Below are 21,742 nucleotides of genomic sequence, written 5' to 3' on the forward strand. Positions count from 1 at the left end.
TAATCTTATTGCGGTATGTAAAAAGCCCCGCTGGTAAACCAGCGGGGCTTTTTATGCTTATACTGGGTAAGTGACCCGGCACAAAACCAATTCAGATGGGCTTTGCGTAAGGAAATATTCGTACCCAATCCGAATCCTGTATCTTTGCTGGCACCCCATTTGAAGAGGCACCGGCTACACCCTACTCTGCCGCTACTACATGACTCGCCGCTGGCTCCTGTTCCCGTCGCTTCTGCTGCCCTTGGCGGCGCTGCTCACGGCATTCAGCCCTCTTTCAAATGCTACCCGTAGCGTTGCCAATACTAGCTTTGAGCGCGGTGAGGTTCTTCAATATAAGGTGCATTATGGCTTGATCAATGCGGCGGAAGCGGTAATTGAACTAGACCCCAACGTGCATCGCGTGAACGAACGGCCTTGCTACCGGGCCACTGTTTCGGGTACTACTATTGGCTCGTTCGACTACTTTCTGCGCATCCGTGATACGTGGCGGTCTTACATCGACACGACCAGCATCTTACCCCAGCGCTTTACGCGCAGCATCGAAGAAAAAAATTACCGCAAGCACGAAACGGTAGACTTCGACCACTTGCGCGACATGGCAACGGTTGAGAGCTACAAAAAGAACAAAAACGAGGTTAAGCACGGAACCTTCAAAATCCCCAACAACGTGCAAGACCTAGTAAGCGGCTTTTACTTCCTGCGCACTCTCAACTATGATCAGCGGCGGGTAGGCGAAGTCATAAAGGTGCAGGGCTTCTTCGATGAAGACGTCTTCAATATGGACGTTGTGTATAAAGGACGCGAAACGGTAGAAACCAAAGCCGGCGTTATTCGCGCTATCCGCCTCGTTCCTAAAATGCCTAGCAACAAGCTGTTCCGAGGAGAAAATGCCATTTCGGTTTATCTCTCCGACGACCGAAATAAAATTCCGGTGCTGATTCAGGCTGAGATGTTCGTGGGCGCCGTGAAAATAGATATGTACAAATACAAAGGCCTGCGAAACCGTCTGAATTTGGTAGCTAAGAACTAATGTCTTTGAGAAAGCGACTCCCTGTGGGGTCGCTTTTTTTATTGCCTTCTCCCCTCCCCGCTCTGTATGGATTTCACTGATTCACCCTGGACCCCGGAAAATTCCTGTTCAGCTTCGTCGGAACCCGCCGAAACCTATACAACTCCGTACGTGCGTCGTCCTGCCCCAGTGCCGGGTAACGAAAACGTAACACGCTGTGCCCGCCGGCCGGCGGTACTTTTGTCTTCGCGTATTCTTTTCTACCCCAAACCGCCTCGCCCCGTGCAACCAACTTCCTCGCCTAACGCTTACAAGATTTTAGTAGTCGATGATGATCCAGACATTGTAGAGCTACTGGAGTACAACCTGCGCAAAGAAGGGTACGAGGTAGCCTCTGCCCCCGATGGCCGCAAAGCATTGGAGGTTGCGCCACAGTTCAACCCCGACATTATCTTGCTGGATGTGATGATGCCTCACCTCGATGGTATTGCCGCCTGCCGTCAACTGCGCGAAATACCTAAGTTCAAGGAAACATACATCATCTTCTTAACGGCCCGTGCTGAAGAGTTTTCAGAAGTTGCCGCCTTTGATGCCGGTGCCGACGACTTCATTGCTAAGCCCATTAAGCCTCGCGCACTGATGAGCCGCTTGGCTGCCTATGTGCGCCGGGATAAAGACCCGCAGGTGCAGGTAGAGTCTATTGAAATCAACGGCCTCAAGATTGACCGCACCGGTTTTGCGGTGTACCAGGATGGGCGCAAAATATCCTTGCCAAAAAAGGAATTCGAACTGCTGGCATTTCTGGCCGCCTCGCCCCATAAAGTATTTGGGCGCGACGAGTTGCTCCAGAACATCTGGGGAAATGACGTATTCGTGTTAGCTCGCACTGTCGATGTGCACGTGCGAAAAGTGCGCGAGAAAGTTGGCGACCATCACATCCAGACGATAAAAGGAGTCGGCTACAAATTCAATACCGACAACTAATCGACAGGGACTAGCAAAGACGTCATGCGAGGCGTGGATAGCCTTCTGCCACAGGAGTAGTATATTCCTAGTGCTAGAAGCTGTTCCGCGTTTGGCATGGCGTCTTTTGAGTATCCTCTTGTTTCAACAGTATGCGTTTTACCATTTCATCTCGGGTCATTGCCATCATCCTGTCCTTACTGGTAGCTGGTGTGCTGACCACCCTCGCTTGGGTAGCGCCTACCTTAACCCTACAGGATGGCGTGCTGGCAGCAGGCATTACGGTAGCTGCCTGTTTTTTGCTTCTGTACCTGATGTTTGAAGCCCTAATTTTTCGGGAAATCAACAACATCTACGAAGGGCTAGAGAATATCAAGCGGAAGGAGTTCCGACGCATGTCGAGTAAGTTTCTCTTTCGACCAGAGCCCTTAAAACGCATGCGCGACGAAATCTTGGACATGGCGCAACGCCGTCAGCAGGAAATTGACGAGCTGAAACGCCTGCAGGTGCTACGCCGAGAGTTCTTGGCCGACGTTTCACACGAATTAAAAACGCCCATTTTTGCGGCTCAGGGTTTTGTTCATACCATCTTAGACGATGATGATGTGGATGAATTCACGCGCAAAAAGTTCTTGCAAAAGGCTGCCAGCAGCCTTGATGCGCTAGATGCCCTAGTGCAAGATTTAGTAACTATATCTCAGTTGGAAAAGGGCGTAGTGCGCATGCGCCGCCAAAAGTTCGACATTGCTCAACTAGTGCGCGATATTTTTGAGCAACTAGAGATGAAAGCCACTGCTCGCCACGTCGAGTTAGCCCTTGTTAGCCCAACTGCTACTCCCAACGAGCCGCTGCAAGTAGTAGCCGACCGCAACCGTATTCGGCAAGTGCTCATCAACCTCATCGACAACGCCATCAAGTACGGTCGGGAGTATGGGCACGTCACGGTTACTCTGACGGAGAGTGGCAAAGGAATTCGCATTAGCGTGCAAGATGATGGGGAGGGTATTCCCAAGCAGCATCAAAACCGCATTTTTGAACGCTTCTACCGTATTGATAAGAGCCGCAGCCGAGAGTCGCGTAATGCGGGTGGTTCAGGGCTAGGGCTAGCTATCAGCAAGCACATTGTAGAAGCGCACAAGTCTACCATCCGGGTGCGTAGTGAACTAGGCCAAGGGACCTTACTAGAGTTTAAATTGCCCAAGTCTAAAGGGCCTGTAGTGGTCCCTACTGCTCAAGAATAGGATTACTACTGCTTGTATAGCCAATTCTACTCATTACTTGTGGGTCGTGCTGCACACGCGTATGCTTAGCCCACATTGCCGTACCTTTGCAGCACGCATATGAAGCTACCTGATTTCAACGACCTGATTCTGTTTGAGGACGAAGACTACGTCATCATCAACAAACCTCCTTTCCTGGCCACTCTAGATGAGCGCTTCGGAGGAGCTCCGAATATCCTGCGGTTAGCCCGCGAGAAGTACGACGATATCCAAGCGTGCCACCGCCTCGATAAGGAAACCAGCGGTGCCCTTGCCCTCGCCAAAAACCCGGCTGCCTATCGTCATTTGGCTATGCAGTTTGAAAACCGCGAGGTAAAAAAAGTGTACCATGCCGTCTCTTGGGGCGTACATGAGTATGAGGGCTTGCAGGTAGATCGTAACATTGAGACGACCACCAAGGGCAAGGCTCGGTTGGCCTATAAGGGTAAGCCTGCCATAACCATGGTGCGCACCCTGGAAGCTTTTGCCAAGCACACGCTGCTGGAATGCCAGCCCGTAACAGGGCGCATGCACCAGATTCGCCTGCACCTTATGTACCTCCAAGCGCCTATTGTAGGAGATACTATGTATGGGGGCGACAACTTCTACCTGTCTTCACTGAAAAAGAAGTTTAACGTAAAGCAGGGAGAAGAAGAGCAACCTTTCATCAAGCGGTTTGCGCTACATGCTGCCCAACTCACGTTTGCGCTGCTAAATGGTGAAACCACCACAATTGAGGCACCCTACCCAAAAGATTTTCGGGTATTGGTAGATACGCTACGCCAATATCAGTAGCTCATAACTGAGCTGTTGCAGTTAGTTGTATATGATTACTGCTGTTGGCGAGCAAGTCAACTGCTGGCTTGCTCTGGCTGAGGCGCTCGTGTACTTACTTCTAACTCAGGCACAAATAATCACACAAGGCCTTGCATATCCGCCCAAAGGCGGTAACTTTGTGTCCGTTTTTCCCGAACCTCGTTCGGTTTTCTCCTCATTTCCAAACGCTTATCCTCCTCCCCAATGGATCATCTGAGCTTCAAGACGGTATCCGTCAACAAAGCCAACGCCGATAAGGCATGGGTTGTGGTTGATGCCAGTGTTGCGCCGCTGGGCCGTCTGGCCAGCCAGATTGCCAACATGCTACGTGGCAAGCACAAGCCGTCGTTCACCCCCAACTCTGATTGCGGCGACAACGTCATCGTTATCAACGCCGACCAGTTGCGCGTAACGGGCAAAAAGCTGACCGACAAAATCTACATCACGCACTCGGGCTACCCCGGCGGTCAGAAGCGCATTAACCTGCGTGACAAGAAAGCCAAAAACTCGGCTAGCGTGATTGAGCACGCTGTGCGTGGTATGCTGCAAGGCAACAAGCTGGGCGCAGCACAGTTCCGCAACCTGTACGTGTATGCTGGCTCTGAGCACCCCCACGAAGCGCAGCAGCCCAAAGCTGTTGAACTCACGAACCTCTAAGCCTTTTCGTAAGGCTTTCCTTTTTCTCTAATTCATTTCATTAATGGAAATCTCCAATACCTCTGGTAGAAGAAAAACCTCGGTGGCCCGCATCTACATGCAGGCCGGGCAAGGGAATATCACTATCAACGGCCGGGACATGAAGACGTACTTCGGTAACGAGCTCCTGGAAAACATCGTGAACCAGCCTTTGGCGACGATCGAGCAAGTCGGTCAGTACGACATCAAGGTGAACGTGCGCGGTGGTGGCATTTCGGCTCAGGCTGAAGCTATCCGTCTGGCCATCTCGAAAGCCATCGTCGGCGACAACACGGAGGCTCGCCCCGCGCTGAAGAAAGAAGGCTTCTTGACCCGCGACCCGCGCATGGTGGAACGCAAGAAATTCGGCAAGCGCAAAGCTCGTCGTTCGTTCCAGTTCTCGAAACGCTAATCTTCCAGAGGAACCCTTATCATGGCTCAGACCACCACTTATAAAGAACTACTCGACGCGGGGTCGCACTTTGGCCACCTTACGCGCAAGTGGGATCCTAAAATGGCGCCGTACATCTTCATGGAGAAGAACGGCATCCATATCATTGACCTGAACAAAACCCTCGTTTCGCTCGATCAAGCAGCTGCGGCTATCCGTAACATTGCTAAGAGCGGTCGTAAGGTGATGTTTGTGGCCACCAAGAAGCAAGCGCAAGAAATTGTAACGGAAGAGGCTAAGCGCCTCAAAATGCCGTTCGTAACTGACCGTTGGTTGGGTGGTATGCTCACCAACTTCACTACGGTGCGCAAGTCGCTGAAGAAAATGAGCACCATCGATAAGATGGTGAAAGAAAATACGGCCTACGCTGCTCTCGCAAAGCGCGAAAAGCTGATGATGTCGCGTGAGCGCGAGAAGTTGGAGCGCGTTCTGGGCGGTATTGCCGACCTGAGCCGTCTGCCTGCTGCTCTGTTCGTGGTAGACGTGAAGCGTGAGCACATTGCCGTGAAAGAAGCTCAGAAGCTGGGTATCCCGGTGTTTGCTATCTGCGACACGAACTCGAACCCTGAGCTGGTGCAGTTCCCCATTCCCGCTAACGACGACGCATCGAAGTCAATCCAGCTCATCGTGGGCGTGATTGGCAAAGCCATCGAGGAAGGCCTATCGGAGCGCAAAGTCGACAAGGAGGATGCCGACAAAAAGCAAGCTGAAGACGAAGGCATTCAGGAAAAACAGAACGCTGACGAATAGTCTGCCTGTTCATTGAAAAAAGGGAACATGCGAAGCGTTGGCTCCGATGTTCCCTTTTTCTTTACCTGCCAACGCTAGCTAATGCATCACCTTTGAAGCCATTAGCTACCGGCAGTTGCACAGAAATTAACCCTCACACCCTCATATACTCTCACAACAATGGCAGCAATTACCGCCGCAGACGTGAACAAGCTCCGCACCATGACCGGTGCTGGCATGATGGATTGCAAAAAAGCGCTAACGGAAGCCGATGGTGACTTCGAAGCTGCGCGTGACATTCTGCGCAAGCAGGGCCAGAAAATTGCTGACAAGCGTTCGGATAACGCAACATCTGAAGGCCTTGTACTGGCTGCTGTAAGCGAGGATGGCACCAACGGTAAACTGATTGCTTTGGCTTGCGAAACCGAGCCAGTAGCGAAAGTAGCCGACTTCAAGAACCTAGCGCAACTCGTACTGGATGCGGCCGTGAAAACTAACGCAGCTACGAAAGAAGAACTGCTAGCTGCTCCTCAAGAAGATGGTCGTTCCGTACAGGAGCACATCACTGACCTGATGGGCAAAATTGGCGAGAAGCTAGACGTAGTTTCTTACGAAAATGTGACTGCTGAGAAGGTAGCTTCTTACATCCACTCCGATAATAAGAAAGGCGTTCTAGTGGCCCTGAAAAACGTAGGTGGTGCCGACGTGACGTCAGTAGGCCGCGACGTAGCTATGCAAATTGTAGCTATGAAGCCAGTAGCTCTCGATAAGGATGGCGTTGATGCTGCTACCATCGAACGTGAAATTGAGATCGGCAAAGAACAAGCTCGTGCCGAAGGCAAGCCAGAGGCAATGCTTGAAAAAATTGCACAGGGCAAACTGAATAAGTTTTACAAAGAAAACACCTTGCTAAACCAGGAGTTTGTAAAAGACAATTCAGTAACAATTGCTCAACTGCTCGACAAGACTCAAAAGGGCTTGACGATTTCTGACTTCAAGCGTGTAGCTATTGTAGGCTAAGCCTTGAGCTAGACAAAAAAGAAGGGCCCCGCCAGCATATGCTGGCGGGGCCCTTCTTTTTTGTCTAGCTCAAGGCTTAGCCTGATCTATTCAGGACCCATTCCCATATTGAGAAAAGGATTACCATTCAGATTACACAACCAACTACTAACGAGCTTAATTGCTTATTATTAAGCAGAAAAGCCTCGGCGCCTCCTATACTATGTACCAACATCATATCCCAAACATAGAATGGACTGGTTATTTTCTAAGAATATTACAGTGGGCTTAGATTTTTTTCATCCTTTATATTCCGGTATTTACTGATAATAATATGCCTTTCGTCGGTTGATCACCATAATTAGACGAAAACGAGTGAATAGGACTTATTCTTTAATGGCAGGAAGGCGCTATTTATTTCAAAATCAGCGCCCCACCTTTGTATCACCGGCATAGTCCAATAATATGCCCACCGTCCTACCCCACACCTTTTGTACAAGATAATATGAAGCTAAGCGCTAACCCATTTCATCCGACTACGGGTGAGCTTCTGCCCGTATATCGGGACGCTTACTTACGTGGCGATTTATCAATTGAAAACACGGAGGCAGTAGATGCTTTCATGAAAACGAATAGCAACCATGCTGACGCTACGCTGCTTCGTTTTTATGAAATGAAAAAGCAAGGTCACCAAGTTCGCCCAGTTGGATGGGTGCAGCGCCAGTTCGATATGATTCGGACCGAGCCGCAGCGTTTCCGTCGCCGGGCCGCCTCTTTGGTAGCTGGTAGTGCCCTTATTGGTAGCGCCGTATTCGCTGGCACTAACCTTCCTACGGCTACAACGCCTATTGAAAACCTGCCAGCCGTAGCTGATGCAACTACAGCAATGACTGCAGATGCAAATACGTCTGCCTCTTCCGCATCTGCTGTGCGCTTTGTAACAATGCGTGGTCGTATTTTGGACGAAAATGGCACGCCTTTGGTAGGCGCTACCGTTCTGGACCGCGTGAACGGTCGTGGCGTTAGCACCGATAAGGCTGGCAATTACACCATTTTGGTGGCAGCCAATAAGGTAAACAACTTGCAGTACGCTTATGGCGGCTACAAGGAAGAGGAAGTACAACTCAATGGCCGTAGCACGTACAACGTGACCCTGCTACCTCGCGAAGGCAAAACCAAAAAGCATCATTGGTGGCAGTTATGGGCTGGGTAGATGTCCCGCTTTTTTTACTAGATGAATATTCCTTTTCTTAACAGACCCAAGATTCGAAAAATCACAGTCAGCACGTCGGATGCGGCAGGAACACAAGCCGGAACCATCCTAGAGAAGCTCTTAGGTGATATGCCTGAACTTCTACTGACCTGCGTGGTAGAAACACAATCTGGGCGGGTATTAGCTTCTTATACTACAGCGACGACGCTTAACCCTAACCAGATCAGCTTGCGTTACGCGAAACTGCTTCGCCTGACAACTGATACGCTAGCCGCGCGAAATATGCCCAGCGGCTCACTGACCGACATCACGGTGATGCTAGAGGATCAACTGCACACCTTGCGCCCGATGCACAACGGGCAATGGTACTGCTTCATTGCAGTTCGCTTTGCTGACACAAATCTGGGCATGGCCTGGGAGATCTTGCGCCGGCATACCTCATAAAATATACCAACTGTTTTTACAACTTTTCAACTTTTTGACTCATGTCAAGCCCAAAACAAGCCGTTAAAGAAATCCTTGAGGAGCTCCCCACCCTACTGGCCGTAGCCGTAGTAGAAACTGAAACGGGCATGCCCCTCGCTTCACACTCTAATATTTCCGATTTCGATATCGACACGGCGGCTGCTTACAACACGGAAGTGGTAAAGCAGAAGCTAAAGGCCATCCAGGCATTGAAGCTGAATCAAACGGTGCAGGACATCCTGCTGACCCTAACCGATCAGCTGCACCTGATTAAGCTTTCGCCTACTGGTGACAAATTCATTTATCTGGCAGTAAACACCCGCGACACGAACCTCGCAGTTGCTCGCCAGATCCTGAAAGGCCAGACTTCGGTATTGAACTAAGGTTCTCTATAGATCAAAAAGCCCCGCTAGTGTCACTAGCGGGGCTTTTTAGTATCCTCTGGCTGAACTACAGATACGCACCACAGAAAGCATCATTACCCTCGCCCCATTTTCATACGGTAGGTACGCACTCGAGCCTCGGCATTTTGCCGGATGTTGTAGTAAAATAGACTATAGTCGGCAATATGGAAGGAGTGGCGTAGTTCAGGCCGGCCAGGAAGCAGGAAGCGAGGATACCCCTCGCGCTGGGGCGGATGAATCCAGACTAACCCGTTATGTACTTTGGCATCAACTATCCGCTTATCGGCCTTATTGAAGCTATTAGGCACACCACCTAGATTTAAATACGCTGGTGCCGTAACCGTATCACGCGTCCACGTCAAGGGATTGACGGCTACGCCGCCGTCAAATGGAGGATACTCGTTGCCCCATTCCACGGCATTCCAGCAGACATAGCACCCTGTTTGCGTAGAATCCTCACAAGGACGCAACACCTGGTATTCCTCCGGCTTTACTTTATAGCCAACAAGGTAGGCTGCTACTAGCTGCCGACGGAGCTTAGGGTCTTTGTCAAAAAACTCGCGCAATAAGCGGGTAGCGTGGTAGGTTCCCTGACTATGACCGGCCACAATAATAGGTCGGTCATGATTGTAGTGCTTGAGATAGTAGTGAAAAGCCTCCTTGACGTCGCTGTACGCCAGGTCTAGCGCGTCCTTCCCATTCACCGATTTTTCGTCAAAGAAAGAAAACAGCGTGGCCTGCCGGTAACGCGGTGCGTAAATGCGGGCCGTGCTGTTGAATACAGAGGCCTGCTTGCGCATGGAGGTATTGTTGGTGAAGTAGTTTACCTTTTCATCAGCTAGATTGGCATTCCAGTGCCCACGACCGAAGTACGTGGTTGGGTGCACAAAAAATACATCCACCGGAGCATCGCGCTGCCGGTCACGTAACAACGTGTGGCGAGGCACTGCGTCGGCTGAGTCAAGCCGATCGGGTAAGGCTGCCCAATTATCCTCCATGCGGTAGTCGGGCGCTTCAGGCTGTGGCCGAACTGCGAAATCATGGGTAGGTTTGATAACCGAGAGGCAAGAAGTCAGTCCCACTATTCCTACTGATAGTAGAGGAAGCCGGGAATAACGAGTAGACAAGAAGGGTAGCATTGGGGCAATAAACACAGCCACCCGCTCCTGGTTGCAGGATACGGGTAGCAGATAAAAGGGCAACTATCTTATTCGCTAAATGTGTTTTCGAGTAGCTTCTCCTGGCGCAGATAGATAATCTTAAAATTTCGGTCGAAGCGAACCCGCACTTGTGCAGTCGTCTGCTGGTGCTTTTGCATGGACTGCCGCAACGCCTTACTCTTTTCTAGGTACGTAACCACGCGAGAGCCATCATTTACGGGCTCACTCACCTTGAGAGTGCCCGGCTCAATCTGGCTTTCGGCTTCTAAAAACTCAGGAAAGTGTGATTTCGTGAGCTCGTCATTGATAGCCCCAGGAGTTGTGTTCTGCATGGTGTAAAACCGCTCTACCTTGGGCGCGAAATACGTGGCAGCCGCGAAGGGCGCGGCTTGCATGTCGGTGTAGTACGCATTCAGTATACTTTGAATCCGTGCTTCCGCAGCTTGCCCAGCAGCGGCATCAGGCACCGCAGGCGTCGGAGGAGCCGTTTCTTCTGTGGGGGCAGCGCTAGGCTGCGCTACCGAATCACTGGGCGTTACGGGTATTACGGGTGCTACGCGCACCGTTTCAGGGGCAGCAGCGGGTGGCAGATCAATTTGCTCGGCTTGTGGGCCAGCTTCGGGCTGCACTGCCAGCGTATCAGCAGCGGTAAGAGTAGTACTGGTTAGGCGCTCCGACTCGCGGCCACCGAACATTAGATAGGCTACCAACCCTAGCAGCGCTACAATACCACCCACAATCAGGATGGCCGCTAAGGGGCTTTTGGCGGGCGCAACGTAAGGCTCGTCGGCCACATAGTCTTCCTCCTTATAGGTAGTAGGCGAGGTAAAGGTAGCTTCGTCGGATGCTGGCGAAGTTCTTCCTGGGTGACTAGCTTCGCTTGGGCGTGTAAAACCGGAAGCTGCGTAGGGCGGCGCGGGAGTGCCTGCGCTGGAGGTAGGAGCCACTGGATGGTGCACGAGGGGGGGCAACAGGGGCTCCTCTACCGGCGGAATGATGGTTGGCTCGGAAGGGTGCGCCGCAGGAGGTCCTGCAGGGGTAGCTACAGAAGCTGACGGCGGAGCAATGGGTGCAATACGCGGAGTATCAGGCTTAGCAGCGTCGCTATTGAATATGAGCTTCTGTTTGAGGGTATCAAACTCCTGCTGAGTAATGGTACCTGCATCCAGCCATTCCTTTAGTTGGCGGAGGGTATCGAGAGCGTCTTTATCCATGGTTACTTCCGGTCAAGGTTGGTGAGCCGGTCGCGACGGCGTTGCAATTGGGCTTTACGTAACTCTAGTAGGCGGGCGTTATCGAGGAGCTTTACGGAATCCTCGCTTGATTTCAGCTTGTTAGCTTCGTTCTGCTGCTTTAGCTGCTCTATCTTCTCCAGGTTGCTCTTGGTAGTGCTGGCCAATGCTTCCCGTTCTTTCTCCAACTTATCTTTTTCCTTTTCAGAATCGCGCAGCATTTTTTCGGCTTCCTCAATTTGCTCGCGGTAGGACTTGAGGCGAGCCGCGGCGGCAAAGCTTTGGGTGATGCTACGCAGGGAGCTAAATTCGGAAGGGGTGCCGCCAGACGTAATAAACGTATCGGACCCTAACGAAGCCCACACCGATAGCTCCGATACCGAATCGGAAGGGGAAGTGACGGTAGAGTACAGATCGAGCAGCTTGCCCGACACGCTCGACATGGGCACTTGCTTAGCCGACAGGATATCCTTCTTGCCTACTCCAAATACTCCATCACCTTTCAGCTTTATACTATAGGTGTCCTTCAGCCAAGACTGCCAAAAGTCGCGCGTCCATTGGGCAGAGCCTTCTACCTGCACCTTCACGGCCTCGCGCTCCTTTTTTTCAAAGTTGACACTGCTCGTGCGTGCATCGTAGAGTTGGGCACGCGCGGCGCCGCCAGCTAGCAAGAGCACGCAGAGGAAGGAAAGAAGCTTTTTCATACAGTATACATACGCGTGGAAAACAAATGCCGACCGACAAGAAGTCGTCGTGGCCGCTGCTATCAGATTCCGTGCCGGTCGAAGGAAGCCTGCAAATCTTGCTGCATCTCGCGGAAGCGCCGCACCGCTGCCTGCACAAACTCATCGTCTAGCAGAGTATGAATGTCGTCCTCACTCGTCAGGTCTAGCTCACTCACCTTGTACGTTTGCTCCAGGGAGCCTTTTTCCAGCTTGATGAGATACTTGCCGTTCCAAGAGAACAGGGTGATTTTGGCCTCGGGGTGCGGAATGATGGCGAGCTGGCGCATAGGAAGCGAAATAAGCAAATTGAATGGGCGAAGATAGGCAACACCCTGTTCCCAATGGGCCAAGCTCGACATAACACGCCTGGGCTGGCCGCGTATTACCGAACAGAGATTCCTTTCTGTTGTTGCACCCTTCACCTTTGCTATACCATGCCACAAGGAGACAAATCGGCCTACACCGACAAGCAGAAGCGGCAAGCCGAACACATTGAAGAAAGCTACGAGAAGCGCGGTCTTTCGGAAGAAGAAGCCGAAAAGCGTGCTTGGGCCACCGTCAATAAGCAAGACGGCGGTGGAAAGAAAAGCGGCTCGGGCAGAAAGAACTAGCTGTACCGAGTAGCTCCTGGCCTTTTACCAGAGTACAAAAAGATGACTGTGAAAAAGCCCCTTGCCCCTTGGCAGGGGGCTTTTTGCTTGTGACCTACGCAGAACGGGTGCAGCCGCCTGTGCGGGGGCTTGCGTACCTTGCGGCTCTTACCACACGGTTGCTTTATTCATGAACAAACCTCTCCTGACCGCGCTGGCACTCCTGCCGCTGGCCGCGGCGGCCCAACAAAATGTGTATACGCCCGAGCTACTGTGGAAGCTCAGGCGCCTGGGCGAAATGCAGGTGTCGCCGGACCGCAAGACGGTAGCCTACACCGTGACGCGCTATAACCTGGCCGAAAACACCGGCAACACCGATATTTGGGTGGTGCCAGTGGCCGGTGGCACGGCCCGGCAGCTCACGACCACGCCTACTTCAGAAAACACTCTAAACTGGCGCCCCGACGGCAAACTAACCTTTCTCTCCGGCGAAGGCGGGAGCGACCAGCTCTACGTGATAAATGCCGATGGCTCGGGGAAGCAGAAGCTCAGCGAATTTCCCGAGCAAGGCTTGTCCAACCTGAAATACGCTCCTTCCGGCAAGTTCATTCTCTACACGCAGGATGTAAAAACGGGCAAATCGGTGCAGGACTGGTACCCAGACTTGCCCAAGGCTGATGCTCGCATCATTGACGACCTAAACTACCGGCACTGGAACGCCTGGGACGACTTTAAATCCACACACGTATTTTTCCAACCCCTTGGCACCGACGGCCGGCCGACCGGATATGGCAAGGACGTGATGGCCGGCGAGAAGTTTGACGCGCCCCTGCAGCCCCTGGGCGGCTCGGAACAGTTGACCTTCGCCCCTGATGGCTACCGCCTAGCGTACACCTCGCGTAAGCTTACCGGCCGGGCCGAGGCCGAAAGCACCAACTCCGATATTTACCTCTACGACATTCGGGAAGGCAAAACCCAGAACCTGAGTGAGGGATTGGGTGGCTACGACACGGAACCGACTTTCTCACCCGACGGCTCGAAAGTGGCGTGGTTGAGCATGGCTACCCCCGGCTTCGAATCGGACCGCAACGGCATTGTGGTATACGACTTCAAAACCAAGAAGCGCGAAGACATTACCAACGGCTCGGAGCAGGCCGCAGCTAACATTCGGTGGAGTGCTGATGGCAAAACCATTTACTTCCTGAGCGTGCTTCAGGGCACCGAGCAACTGTTTTCCATCCCAAGCAAGGGCGGCAAGCTTAAGCAGCTGACTAGGGGTGCCCAGAACTACAACGCCTTCGAGCTAGCTGCCAACGATGTAGCTATTGCCAACAAAACCACCCAAGCGCTACCCGCTGACTTAGTACGCCTCGACCTAAAATCCGGACGAGAAACCAGCCTCACCAACATCAACGAGCAGGAGCTAGCGGGCGTGAAAACCAGCAAAACGGAAGCGCGCTGGGTGAAAACCACCGACGGCAAGCAGATGCAAGTGTACGTTATCTATCCTCCTGATTTCGACCCTAGCAAGAAGTACCCGGCCCTACTCTACTGCCAGGGTGGCCCCCAAAGCCCCATTACGCAGAGCTTTTCCTACCGCTGGAATTTTCAGCTGCTGGCGGCCAACGGCTACATAGTGGTAGCGCCTAACCGGCGTGGCCTGCCCGGCTTTGGCACGGAATGGAACAACAGCATCTCGGGCGATTGGGGTGGGCAGCCCATCCGGGACTATCTCTCTGCCATAGATGCCCTAAGCCAAGAATCCTACGTGGATAAGGCGCACCTAGGCTGCGTGGGTGCTTCCTACGGTGGCTACTCCGTGTACCAGTTGGCTGGCAAGCACGAAGGCCGCTTCAAGACGTTTATTGCCCACGCCGGCCTCTACGACCTTACCAGTTGGTACCCCACCACAGAGGAAATGTTCTTCGCCAACTACGACATGAAGGGCACCCCTTGGGACGCAACACTAAACAAGAGCTACACCGACTTCAACCCACAGCAGTTTGCCAAAAACTGGGATACCCCCATACTGGTAATTCACGGGGGCAAAGACTTCCGGGTACCCGAAGACCAAGGCATGGAAGCTTTTGGCACTGCTCAGTTGCGCGGCATCCCAAGCCGGTTTCTGTACTTTCCCAATGAGGGGCACTGGATTTCCAAGCCTCAGAATTCGGTGCTTTGGAACCGAGTATTCTTTGATTGGTTGGGCCGCACATTAAAGCCCGAAGGCCAAGCCACGAAGTAAATAGTTGTTGGGTTTCTACCTATCTCGCCCACGGAGCAGTTGCCTAGTGTAACTGCTCCGTGGGCGAGTGTTTTTTTAGCTATTAAAATTTATATTGATCTATATAGTTACTTCTTTGGCCCTTACCTTCCCTACTGTATGTGGCTACGTCTCCTTACCGTCTTTCTACTGGGCTGGGCGTTGGTGGCGAGTGCGCCTAGCTGGGCAGCTCTGCCACCGGAAGCTTTGCCTGACACCTTATTACTGAAAGACCCCAAGGGGCCTCACGTTTCGGAGGCCTACCAGTACTACACCGAGCCTTTTGCTACCCCCATCAACCCGGAGCACGCGGAAGCCCAGTGGCGCGCCGGTAAATTTCAATCGGGACCCTGGCACCAGACGCTCAACCTAGGCTTGCGGCATGAGCGGGTGTGGATACGGCTCATGGTCCGCAACGTAGATTCGCTACGCCTCCGCTTCTTGTGGAGCCTTTTCAACTTCGCGGATAGCGCGGCCCTGTATTGTCGGCCCCAAGGCACTACCCACTTCACTCGGCTAGGAGCCGCTAGCTCTTGGCTACCGGCGGCGGCACGTACGTTTCCGGCCCGCTCCCTTAGCTTTCCATTTGCGCTTAAGCCCAACGAAACGGCAACCCTCTACCTGCGCATCGACCTGCACGCGGGGGCGCTGTACTTACCTACCTACATTGAAACCACCGAGCATTTTCTGGCTTGGGAAATGAATTTTCCGTTTGAGCGACACTGGGTGTGGCTACTTGGCTTCTACTTCAGCAGCGCCCTGTTCAACCTGGTCCTCTTCGCTTTCCTGCGCGACCGGATTCACTTGTGGTACGTGACGTACGTGGCCTGCGTCACGGTATTTCTGATGATGGAGGATGGCTTAGATGCTATGCTGCTACCCACTACTGCTTACCAACTAGTGTGGACGGTAGGGCAATTCAATTTTATGGTGCTGGCGGCGGCGGCAGGTATCGGCATTATGCAACTGTTTCTGCGTTTGCGGGGCCGCTGGCCCCGTCTCCACCGAGTCGGCAATGGGCTAGCCGCTGTTGCAGGTGGGTTCGTGGTGCTTTACGCCGTAGTAGCGCCTTGGGCGGCACAGCATAGCATGAGGTTGTTGCAGGTGCTGAATCTTACCCGTGAGGTGGTACTTCTAAGCCTATTCGCCTACGGCTGGATAACTCTACTAACGGTAGCTCAGTCTCGGCACTGGCGGCGGCTGGCGGGATACTACGCGCTTACCTACCTTTTCTTTTTCACCGGCTTCGCTATATTCTGGAGCAACCACGTTGGCCTAAGCAGCTTCAACCCCATCTACCCAAACCCGTTAGCGTGGGGACTAGTGCTTGAACTACTGGTATTGAGTGCTTTGCTGACGGGGCGCTTCCGCCACACTCTGCGTCAGAATGCCGTGTTGCGCATCCGGCAACTCCATCAGCGCAATGCCCAAGGTGCCCGCCTCATTGCAGCCCAGGAGGAGGAGCGGGAGCAACTGGCCCGCGAGCTGCACGATGCCTTGGGGCCCAACCTAGCCGCCCTGCACTTGGCTTGGCAGGGGCCGGCCATTCGGGAGGCGCTTGCTACCTCAACAGCAGCGGCAGCAGCCGGTAAGCACGCCGAGCTCTTGCTGCGCCACCTGCGCGATGATGTACGCACGTATAGCCACTCCCTCATTCCCGCTCACTTGGGGCCGGGCAGCCTAACGGAATCTATTGCTTCCCTGGGCGAGCTGATTAATCTATATGGTACGCCCGTAGTGCACACCATCTGCGACGAGGGAGCCGACCAACTACCGCCCTCCTTACAGCAGGCAGGCTACCGGATTGCGGCGGAACTACTCAACAATGCGGTACGGCATGCGCGCGCCACGGAGGTACAAGTGCAACTGCACCGCCACCGCACCTCGCTGGAGATAGTAGTAGCAGACAATGGCCAAGGCTTTAGCGACGACAAACCCAAAGTCGGCATTGGCCTACGGGGTGTGCGGGCCCGCACAGAGTACTTACACGGCCAACTCCATATCGACACTTCCTCGGACGGTACCTGTGTGCGGGTGAGCCTACCCTGTGAGGTAGCTCCGCCAAACAGCTAACCTTTTGCTAGGTATGGGTAGCTACTGCGGCGGGCTGGCGGCGTAGCCATTGCAACACGCCAAATAATACAAGCAGCAACAAGCCACACAGCAGCCCTAAAGTAGGTGCCCTTACCCACGTAAGGGCCCAGCCGGTAAGGTAGGAACCACTTACCCCCGACAGGTTTACCAGCGCCATATAGGTAGTAAACTGGGAGCCCTCAATTTGGGGGCGGCACAAAGCCATGAGCAAAGGCAGGGCAGCCACGCTCAGGCTCGGATCGGCCATGTTCCAGAATAGAAGCCCAAGGGTAGCAACGGGGGTGTAGTGCCAAAACAAGCTCAGGCTGCAAAATAGCAACAGAAACGCTGCCAACGTGCCAAGCACCCACCGCTGCAAGTAGGCAGCCCCCACCCGATCAGCTACGATGCCCCCGCCTACAATAAGCGCAAGCGTGGCAACGCTACCCCAACTACCTTGCATGACGGATACGGCCTGATCGGACCAGTGCAACTCTTGAATAAGGTGATACGAATAGGCCCAGCCAAACACGCTCAGGGTCATGTAAGCCAGCGCAACCACCAAAAACAAACGCAGTGTGTGCCGCTCGGTAATGGCCCGCAGCAGCTCCCGAAACAGCCAGCTTACGGGCGGATTTTCGGCGTTGAGGGCCGCAGCAGATGCCCGCTGCCCGCGCACAGGCAGCAGCGTATCGGTACGGTCGAGGCGGATGGAGAAGGTAAGCACCGTGAGAGCCAGCAACACCCCCGACTGCACCAGGGCCGCCCAGAAAAAGCCGTAGTGATGTAGCACTGCCGTGAGGCCCGCCGCCCCCGCCGAACCACCAATCAGCATGCCGCCCCGCATAAATGCATTGACGCGCCCTCGCTCGGCTTCGGGTACTACCGCAATGGCAATGGCATCAACGCTGGCATCTTGGATGGAAGCAAAGATGCTGTGCACCACAAAGGCGCCCGTCATCAGCGGGAGCTGCGCTACAGGGTCGTGCACCAGTAGCAGGCTTAGCGAAGCCAGCGCGGCTATTAGCTGCGTAAGCACCACCCATTGCTTGCGGTGACCAATAATGGAGTACTGATACTTATCGATGAGCGGCCCCCACACAAATTGGATGGCCCAGGGCAGCCCTACTGCCGCCGCAAACGATGCTACCACTGCGGGGCTCAAGTTACGCCCAATTAGGTAGTTGACCACGGCAGTAAGGCCAAACCCGGCAGGCACGCCCTGCATCACGTACAGATAGAAGAAAGTAAAGTACCGTAGGCCAGTACTTTCACGCAGCACAAGATTTTTCACAAGATAGTGTCCTAACAGCAGGCAGTAACCGAAGCAAAAGGTACTGGTTTTTACGCCATTGCCGCTAGCTCTGCCCCGCGCACGTGCTAGGTAGCGCGCTACTTACTTTAGTACTTCTTCCGTCACCTTGCCAATGTCGCTGCTGATCTTCTGAATGAAGTCTAACTGCTCGGTAAGATGGGTATCGGTGGCAGGTGGTTCGGCACGACGGGCCACGGCGTCGGGGGCAATTGCGGGGGCCTCGGGCTCGGCAGGATCGAGGCGGCGCAAACTGCGGTGCAGGGCTTGCTGGGCCTGGCGTACTGGGCGCAGGAGCGCGCCGGGCAGCGCCGGGCGCTGGTCAGGGCCGGCCAGCATGCCGGAGGTAATGGATGAGACGTTGGACGACAAAATATGATTCAGCACCACAAACTCGTGTACCTCGCTGGGCCGGTGCTGCTTGCCCCGGGGCTCCGACATCATGCGCTGGAAAGCCGCCGCCAGGTTAGCCGAGCTCACGTACACCGCCTTGCGGGCCAGCTTATATTCTACTACCGCAATAGGCGAGCCGGTGAGAGCTTCGGCCAGGGTTTGCAGGTAGCGCAAATTGGCGCGCAACACTCCTTTCATGTAGTCCTGCAACTGATCTGATTCCCAACTCGGAAATAGAACATAGCTAGTGGAGAAGGCAATCAGGCAGCCCGTTACAGTGTCCAGCACGCGCTCCTCTACCACCTGCAAGTAATGCAGGCCCATAAAATTGAACAGGATAATAATAAAGGGAGTGGTGAAGATGACTGTTATGATGTAATTGCGGCGGGGGAAGCTGAAAGCCACGAGCATGAACAGCCCAAACAGCACCACCAAGGCCGTGCGGTTGGGCACCAGCCACAGCACCAAACCCCCAATAACGCCGCCCACCAACGTACCCAGCACACGCTGCACATTGCGCTGCTTGGTGAGGCTGTACGCGGGCTTCAGCATGTAGAGAATCGTCATCAGAATCCAGTAGCTGTGGTGGCCGGGCATTACCAGCTTTGCCACGGCATACCCCACCAAACTGGCTAGCATCATGCGGATGGCGTGACGAAAGATGCCGGAAGTGAGCGTGAGGTGGTCGCGCAGCTCGTCCAAATCAAAACTCTGGTGCGACACGAAGCGGCCAAACTCCAACTCCCGGTTGGTAGGCGCCGGGGCGCTGGCATCAAAGTAAGCCAGCACATCTTGGAGGCGCTGGGTAAGGTTGCGCAGGTTCACTAGCATCTTCTTCAGCACCAAGGTATGCCCCGGCTGGCGGGGGTCTTCCAGGGCATCAATGCGTGCCTTTAGCTGCTCTAAAGAGGTAGTGAGGTTGATGCGGGACCGGTAGCCGTGGTTGGCTTCAATAGCAAAACCAATATTTTCCAGTTCGGCCGCCAGTAGCTCCACCATGTCGGCAACGACGCTTAGGATGCCGGTTTCGCCGAAGCGCGTGCGTAGGGCGGCGTAGTCGTAGTACGTCACGGTGATGTGCTCATAGAGGTCTACCACATCCACGAACGTGAGTACCAGCCGCCGCCCCGTCCCCGTCGACTCCTTTACGGTCTGGCGGGTTTTAAACAGTAGCTCGCGCACGGCATCCTGCTTTTCACTTACCGTTACTTGCTGGGCCACCAGGCGGCGATAGTCATCGTCGAGGCTCGTACCGGTACGATAAAACTCCGCCTTTAGGCGCAGAAAGTTAGCCACAGCCCGAATGGACTCGCCCAAGGCCTGCTGCGCCGGGCGATACGGCAGAATTTGGTAGGTAAGCAAGCTCACGGCCATGTACCACAGCCCCCCAATGGTTATGACGCTGGTGTAATGGAGCAGCTGCGGCAACGTGAAGCTGCGCTCCATCATCAGAATCATGAGCAGCAGACCGGCCGTACCTACCTGCCCAGCGCGGGCACCGTACACCAGAAACATCGTCAGCCCAAAGCTGAGTATTCCTATTTCCAAGCCCAGCAGCCACCAGTAAGGCTGCACCAATCCCGTCAGCAGAGCCACTAGCGGCAGCAATACCAAGCCCGCCAGCATACCGTTGCGCTTGTGCACCACGGGGCCGGGCTGGTCGATGAGGTTCATACACAGGGCTCCCAACGACATAGTCAGGCCGGTTTCCAACTCCCCCATCCACCCGAGCAGCACGCCCGGAATCAAGACGGTGAGCGTGGTGCGCAATCCATCGGAAAAGTCCTGGCTAGAAAAAAAATAACGTAGTGAGCGGGTATCGGCAGACATTGGGGGACGGCAACAGCGGCGAGGCGGCAAGGTGGTAATCCGCCGACCTATACGCAAGGACCGCGCCTGCTGCTGACCTCGGCCCGGTAGAAATTCTCTTAAAAACTGGTGAGCCTAGAAGTTTTCCTGTTTTCTACTTCCCACCGAAGCCTGGCCCTAGTGTAGCGCCTAGCAAGATAAGAGCCGCCTACCCTGCCCGGCAGGATGAAGCGGCTCTCGAAACAACGGTGGAAGCAACGGCAGGCTTTTAGTAAATCGGAAGCCTTATACGTGCATTTGCTCAATGATAGGCAGCGTGTACCGCTCGCCGTGGCTAAGCAGGTGCACTTTTAAGTCGCGGATAGTAAAGGGCTCACCGGGTTCAATTTCATGGATGTTGGTAGAGGAGCAGCTGAGGCCGTCTACAATAACCACTAAGCCCTCCCCTATCACTTCTAGTTCGCGGCCTTCCGTAATAACGACCCCAGTGTTTTCTTCTAGCCCCAACCCGATGCAGGCCGGGTTGGTAGCAACAATTTGGGCCATGCGTACGATACGGCCCCGCGCCACGAAATGGGTGTCAATGGCTACGTCGTGCAAAAACTCAAGACCTGTGGTAATGTGAATTTCGTCTTTGAGCATGCCCGCGTCATTGCGCCCCTGGTAAATCATGGGGGTGCTCATGGCAGCGGCGCTGGCGCTGGTGCCAGCTACCACAAACCGCTCGTACGTGTAGCGTTCTTTGATGCGGCGTTGCAGCTTGGTTCCTCCTAGTAAGGCCGTCAAACGCAGCTGGTCTCCCCCGGTGAACATAATGCCGGCTGCTTCTTCCAGCAGGCGCAAGCTTTCTTCTGAGTTGGCTTGCTCACGACTTTGGATGTTCAGTACGTTGACCTGGCTAACACCGAGGTTTTTGAAGATATCGACGTACTCTTGGCCGGCTTCTTCTGCTTCTTCCGAGGCGGTAGGAATCACTAGCACGGAGCCCCCTAGGGTAAGCTCTTTCACAAAGCGGTGCAGCACCGGCTCGGAGGCCATGTCGTCGGGTGCTGTGTGCTCTTTATTGTCAACGCCCTGCTTTTCAGCCCCTCCAATGGGGATAAGCACTCCTTGCGGATGCGGGCAGTGAGCCGAGGCAGATTGTTGGGAAGCGGTGGATTTTTTGCGGGAGGTAGCCATATACAGCGCATACAGAGCAGGAG

21 protein-coding genes are annotated in these 21,742 nt (G+C 54.0%); 14 read left to right on the plus strand and 7 right to left on the minus strand.

Annotation, left to right across the window (positions count from 1 at the left end; genetic code table 11):
- The first annotated feature begins 199 nt into the window (after positions 1–199).
- The 11 genes from CHB83_RS06190 (at position 200) to CHB83_RS06240 (ending at position 8,962) form a co-directional block, all read left to right on the plus strand.
- The gene (locus CHB83_RS06190; protein WP_045689280.1) at positions 200–1,030 is read left to right on the plus strand and encodes a DUF3108 domain-containing protein; all 831 of its coding nucleotides are present in this window, start codon (positions 200–202) and stop codon (positions 1,028–1,030) included.
- A gap of 261 nt (positions 1,031–1,291) precedes the next feature.
- On the plus strand, positions 1,292–1,993 hold the full coding sequence (locus CHB83_RS06195; RefSeq protein WP_045689290.1) for a response regulator transcription factor: 702 nt from the start codon (positions 1,292–1,294) through the stop codon (positions 1,991–1,993).
- A gap of 131 nt (positions 1,994–2,124) precedes the next feature.
- The gene (locus CHB83_RS06200) at positions 2,125–3,213 is read left to right on the plus strand and encodes a sensor histidine kinase (RefSeq protein WP_089332025.1); all 1,089 of its coding nucleotides are present in this window, start codon (positions 2,125–2,127) and stop codon (positions 3,211–3,213) included.
- A 99-nt stretch (positions 3,214–3,312) separates the two neighbouring features.
- Positions 3,313–4,026, plus strand: a complete 714-nt coding sequence (locus CHB83_RS06205) for an RluA family pseudouridine synthase (protein WP_045689282.1) — start codon at positions 3,313–3,315, stop codon at positions 4,024–4,026.
- A 225-nt stretch (positions 4,027–4,251) separates the two neighbouring features.
- Positions 4,252–4,704: a 50S ribosomal protein L13 gene (rplM, locus tag CHB83_RS06210; RefSeq protein ID WP_045689283.1), complete on the plus strand. Its 453-nt coding sequence runs from the start codon at positions 4,252–4,254 to the stop codon at positions 4,702–4,704.
- A 43-nt stretch (positions 4,705–4,747) separates the two neighbouring features.
- Positions 4,748–5,134 (plus strand): 30S ribosomal protein S9, encoded by a 387-nt coding sequence (rpsI, locus tag CHB83_RS06215; RefSeq protein ID WP_045689284.1) that lies wholly within the window; start codon positions 4,748–4,750, stop codon positions 5,132–5,134.
- A 21-nt stretch (positions 5,135–5,155) separates the two neighbouring features.
- Positions 5,156–5,923, plus strand: coding sequence for a 30S ribosomal protein S2 (gene rpsB, locus CHB83_RS06220; protein WP_089332026.1), 768 nt, complete (start codon positions 5,156–5,158; stop codon positions 5,921–5,923).
- 159 nt (positions 5,924–6,082) lie between these two features.
- Positions 6,083–6,922 (plus strand): translation elongation factor Ts, encoded by an 840-nt coding sequence (gene tsf, locus CHB83_RS06225; RefSeq protein ID WP_045689286.1) that lies wholly within the window; start codon positions 6,083–6,085, stop codon positions 6,920–6,922.
- 484 nt (positions 6,923–7,406) lie between these two features.
- The gene (locus CHB83_RS06230) at positions 7,407–8,114 is read left to right on the plus strand and encodes a carboxypeptidase-like regulatory domain-containing protein (RefSeq protein WP_089332027.1); all 708 of its coding nucleotides are present in this window, start codon (positions 7,407–7,409) and stop codon (positions 8,112–8,114) included.
- A 21-nt stretch (positions 8,115–8,135) separates the two neighbouring features.
- Entirely contained in the window at positions 8,136–8,558 is a 423-nt protein-coding gene (locus CHB83_RS06235) for a hypothetical protein (RefSeq protein WP_089332028.1), read from the plus strand.
- Between the two features lie 41 nt (positions 8,559–8,599).
- On the plus strand, positions 8,600–8,962 hold the full coding sequence (locus CHB83_RS06240) for a hypothetical protein (protein WP_045688281.1): 363 nt from the start codon (positions 8,600–8,602) through the stop codon (positions 8,960–8,962).
- 95 nt (positions 8,963–9,057) lie between these two features.
- Here the strand turns inward: CHB83_RS06240 and CHB83_RS06245 are convergent, their stop codons facing one another.
- The 4 genes from CHB83_RS06245 to CHB83_RS06260 form a co-directional block, all read right to left on the minus strand.
- Positions 9,058–10,110 carry a DUF3089 domain-containing protein gene (locus CHB83_RS06245; protein ID WP_179225469.1) on the minus strand — a complete coding sequence of 351 codons (1,053 nt, stop codon included), beginning with the start codon at positions 10,108–10,110 and terminating at the stop codon, positions 9,058–9,060.
- 80 nt (positions 10,111–10,190) lie between these two features.
- Positions 10,191–11,357: an SHOCT domain-containing protein gene (locus CHB83_RS06250; RefSeq protein ID WP_089332030.1), complete on the minus strand. Its 1,167-nt coding sequence runs from the start codon at positions 11,355–11,357 to the stop codon at positions 10,191–10,193.
- Between the two features lie 2 nt (positions 11,358–11,359).
- The gene (locus CHB83_RS06255) at positions 11,360–12,079 is read right to left on the minus strand and encodes a hypothetical protein (RefSeq protein ID WP_045688284.1); all 720 of its coding nucleotides are present in this window, start codon (positions 12,077–12,079) and stop codon (positions 11,360–11,362) included.
- Between the two features lie 62 nt (positions 12,080–12,141).
- Positions 12,142–12,387: a hypothetical protein gene (locus CHB83_RS06260; protein ID WP_045688285.1), complete on the minus strand. Its 246-nt coding sequence runs from the start codon at positions 12,385–12,387 to the stop codon at positions 12,142–12,144.
- A 147-nt stretch (positions 12,388–12,534) separates the two neighbouring features.
- On the opposite strand from CHB83_RS06260, the gene CHB83_RS23765 reads away from it, so the two are divergent.
- The 3 genes from CHB83_RS23765 (at position 12,535) to CHB83_RS06270 (ending at position 17,026) form a co-directional block, all read left to right on the plus strand.
- Positions 12,535–12,711 carry a hypothetical protein gene (locus CHB83_RS23765; protein ID WP_045688286.1) on the plus strand — a complete coding sequence of 59 codons (177 nt, stop codon included), beginning with the start codon at positions 12,535–12,537 and terminating at the stop codon, positions 12,709–12,711.
- A 169-nt stretch (positions 12,712–12,880) separates the two neighbouring features.
- Complete coding sequence (locus CHB83_RS06265; RefSeq protein ID WP_089332031.1) at positions 12,881–14,935, plus strand: S9 family peptidase; 2,055 nt, start codon at positions 12,881–12,883, stop codon at positions 14,933–14,935.
- 138 nt (positions 14,936–15,073) lie between these two features.
- Positions 15,074–17,026: a sensor histidine kinase gene (locus CHB83_RS06270; RefSeq protein ID WP_089332032.1), complete on the plus strand. Its 1,953-nt coding sequence runs from the start codon at positions 15,074–15,076 to the stop codon at positions 17,024–17,026.
- Positions 17,027–17,033: 7 nt separating this feature from the next.
- On the opposite strand, the gene CHB83_RS06275 is transcribed toward CHB83_RS06270, so the two are convergent.
- The 3 genes from CHB83_RS06275 to CHB83_RS06285 all read right to left on the minus strand — a co-directional run bounded on the left by CHB83_RS06275 (position 17,034) and on the right by CHB83_RS06285 (position 21,719).
- Entirely contained in the window at positions 17,034–18,320 is a 1,287-nt protein-coding gene (locus CHB83_RS06275; protein ID WP_089332033.1) for an MFS transporter, read from the minus strand.
- Between the two features lie 102 nt (positions 18,321–18,422).
- Positions 18,423–20,561, minus strand: a complete 2,139-nt coding sequence (locus tag CHB83_RS06280) for an FUSC family membrane protein (protein WP_089332034.1) — start codon at positions 20,559–20,561, stop codon at positions 18,423–18,425.
- A gap of 264 nt (positions 20,562–20,825) precedes the next feature.
- Positions 20,826–21,719, minus strand: a complete 894-nt coding sequence (locus CHB83_RS06285) for a cyanophycinase (RefSeq protein WP_089332144.1) — start codon at positions 21,717–21,719, stop codon at positions 20,826–20,828.
- Positions 21,720–21,742: the final 23 nt, after the last annotated feature.

Origin of the sequence: Hymenobacter mucosus (assembly GCF_900188255.1) — a bacterium.
GTDB classification, from domain to species: Bacteria; Bacteroidota; Bacteroidia; order Cytophagales; family Hymenobacteraceae; genus Hymenobacter; species Hymenobacter mucosus.

Bases quoted from the DNA above. Each gene is read 5' to 3' on its own strand.
- rplM (WP_045689283.1), top strand. From the start codon at position 4,252: ATGGATCATCTGAGCTTCAAGACGGTATCCGTCAACAAAGCCAACGCC.
- CHB83_RS06260 (WP_045688285.1), bottom strand. From the start codon at position 12,387: ATGCGCCAGCTCGCCATCATTCCGCACCCCGAGGCCAAAATCACCCTG.
- CHB83_RS06190 (WP_045689280.1), top strand. From the start codon at position 200: ATGACTCGCCGCTGGCTCCTGTTCCCGTCGCTTCTGCTGCCCTTGGCG.
- CHB83_RS06265 (WP_089332031.1), top strand. From the start codon at position 12,881: ATGAACAAACCTCTCCTGACCGCGCTGGCACTCCTGCCGCTGGCCGCG.
- CHB83_RS23765 (WP_045688286.1), top strand. From the start codon at position 12,535: ATGCCACAAGGAGACAAATCGGCCTACACCGACAAGCAGAAGCGGCAA.
- CHB83_RS06235 (WP_089332028.1), top strand. From the start codon at position 8,136: ATGAATATTCCTTTTCTTAACAGACCCAAGATTCGAAAAATCACAGTC.
- CHB83_RS06250 (WP_089332030.1), bottom strand. From the start codon at position 11,357: ATGGATAAAGACGCTCTCGATACCCTCCGCCAACTAAAGGAATGGCTG.
- CHB83_RS06240 (WP_045688281.1), top strand. From the start codon at position 8,600: ATGTCAAGCCCAAAACAAGCCGTTAAAGAAATCCTTGAGGAGCTCCCC.
- CHB83_RS06280 (WP_089332034.1), bottom strand. From the start codon at position 20,561: ATGTCTGCCGATACCCGCTCACTACGTTATTTTTTTTCTAGCCAGGAC.
- tsf (WP_045689286.1), top strand. From the start codon at position 6,083: ATGGCAGCAATTACCGCCGCAGACGTGAACAAGCTCCGCACCATGACC.
- CHB83_RS06255 (WP_045688284.1), bottom strand. From the start codon at position 12,079: ATGAAAAAGCTTCTTTCCTTCCTCTGCGTGCTCTTGCTAGCTGGCGGC.
- rpsB (WP_089332026.1), top strand. From the start codon at position 5,156: ATGGCTCAGACCACCACTTATAAAGAACTACTCGACGCGGGGTCGCAC.
- CHB83_RS06200 (WP_089332025.1), top strand. From the start codon at position 2,125: ATGCGTTTTACCATTTCATCTCGGGTCATTGCCATCATCCTGTCCTTA.
- CHB83_RS06230 (WP_089332027.1), top strand. From the start codon at position 7,407: ATGAAGCTAAGCGCTAACCCATTTCATCCGACTACGGGTGAGCTTCTG.
- CHB83_RS06285 (WP_089332144.1), bottom strand. From the start codon at position 21,719: ATGGCTACCTCCCGCAAAAAATCCACCGCTTCCCAACAATCTGCCTCG.
- CHB83_RS06205 (WP_045689282.1), top strand. From the start codon at position 3,313: ATGAAGCTACCTGATTTCAACGACCTGATTCTGTTTGAGGACGAAGAC.
- rpsI (WP_045689284.1), top strand. From the start codon at position 4,748: ATGGAAATCTCCAATACCTCTGGTAGAAGAAAAACCTCGGTGGCCCGC.
- CHB83_RS06270 (WP_089332032.1), top strand. From the start codon at position 15,074: ATGTGGCTACGTCTCCTTACCGTCTTTCTACTGGGCTGGGCGTTGGTG.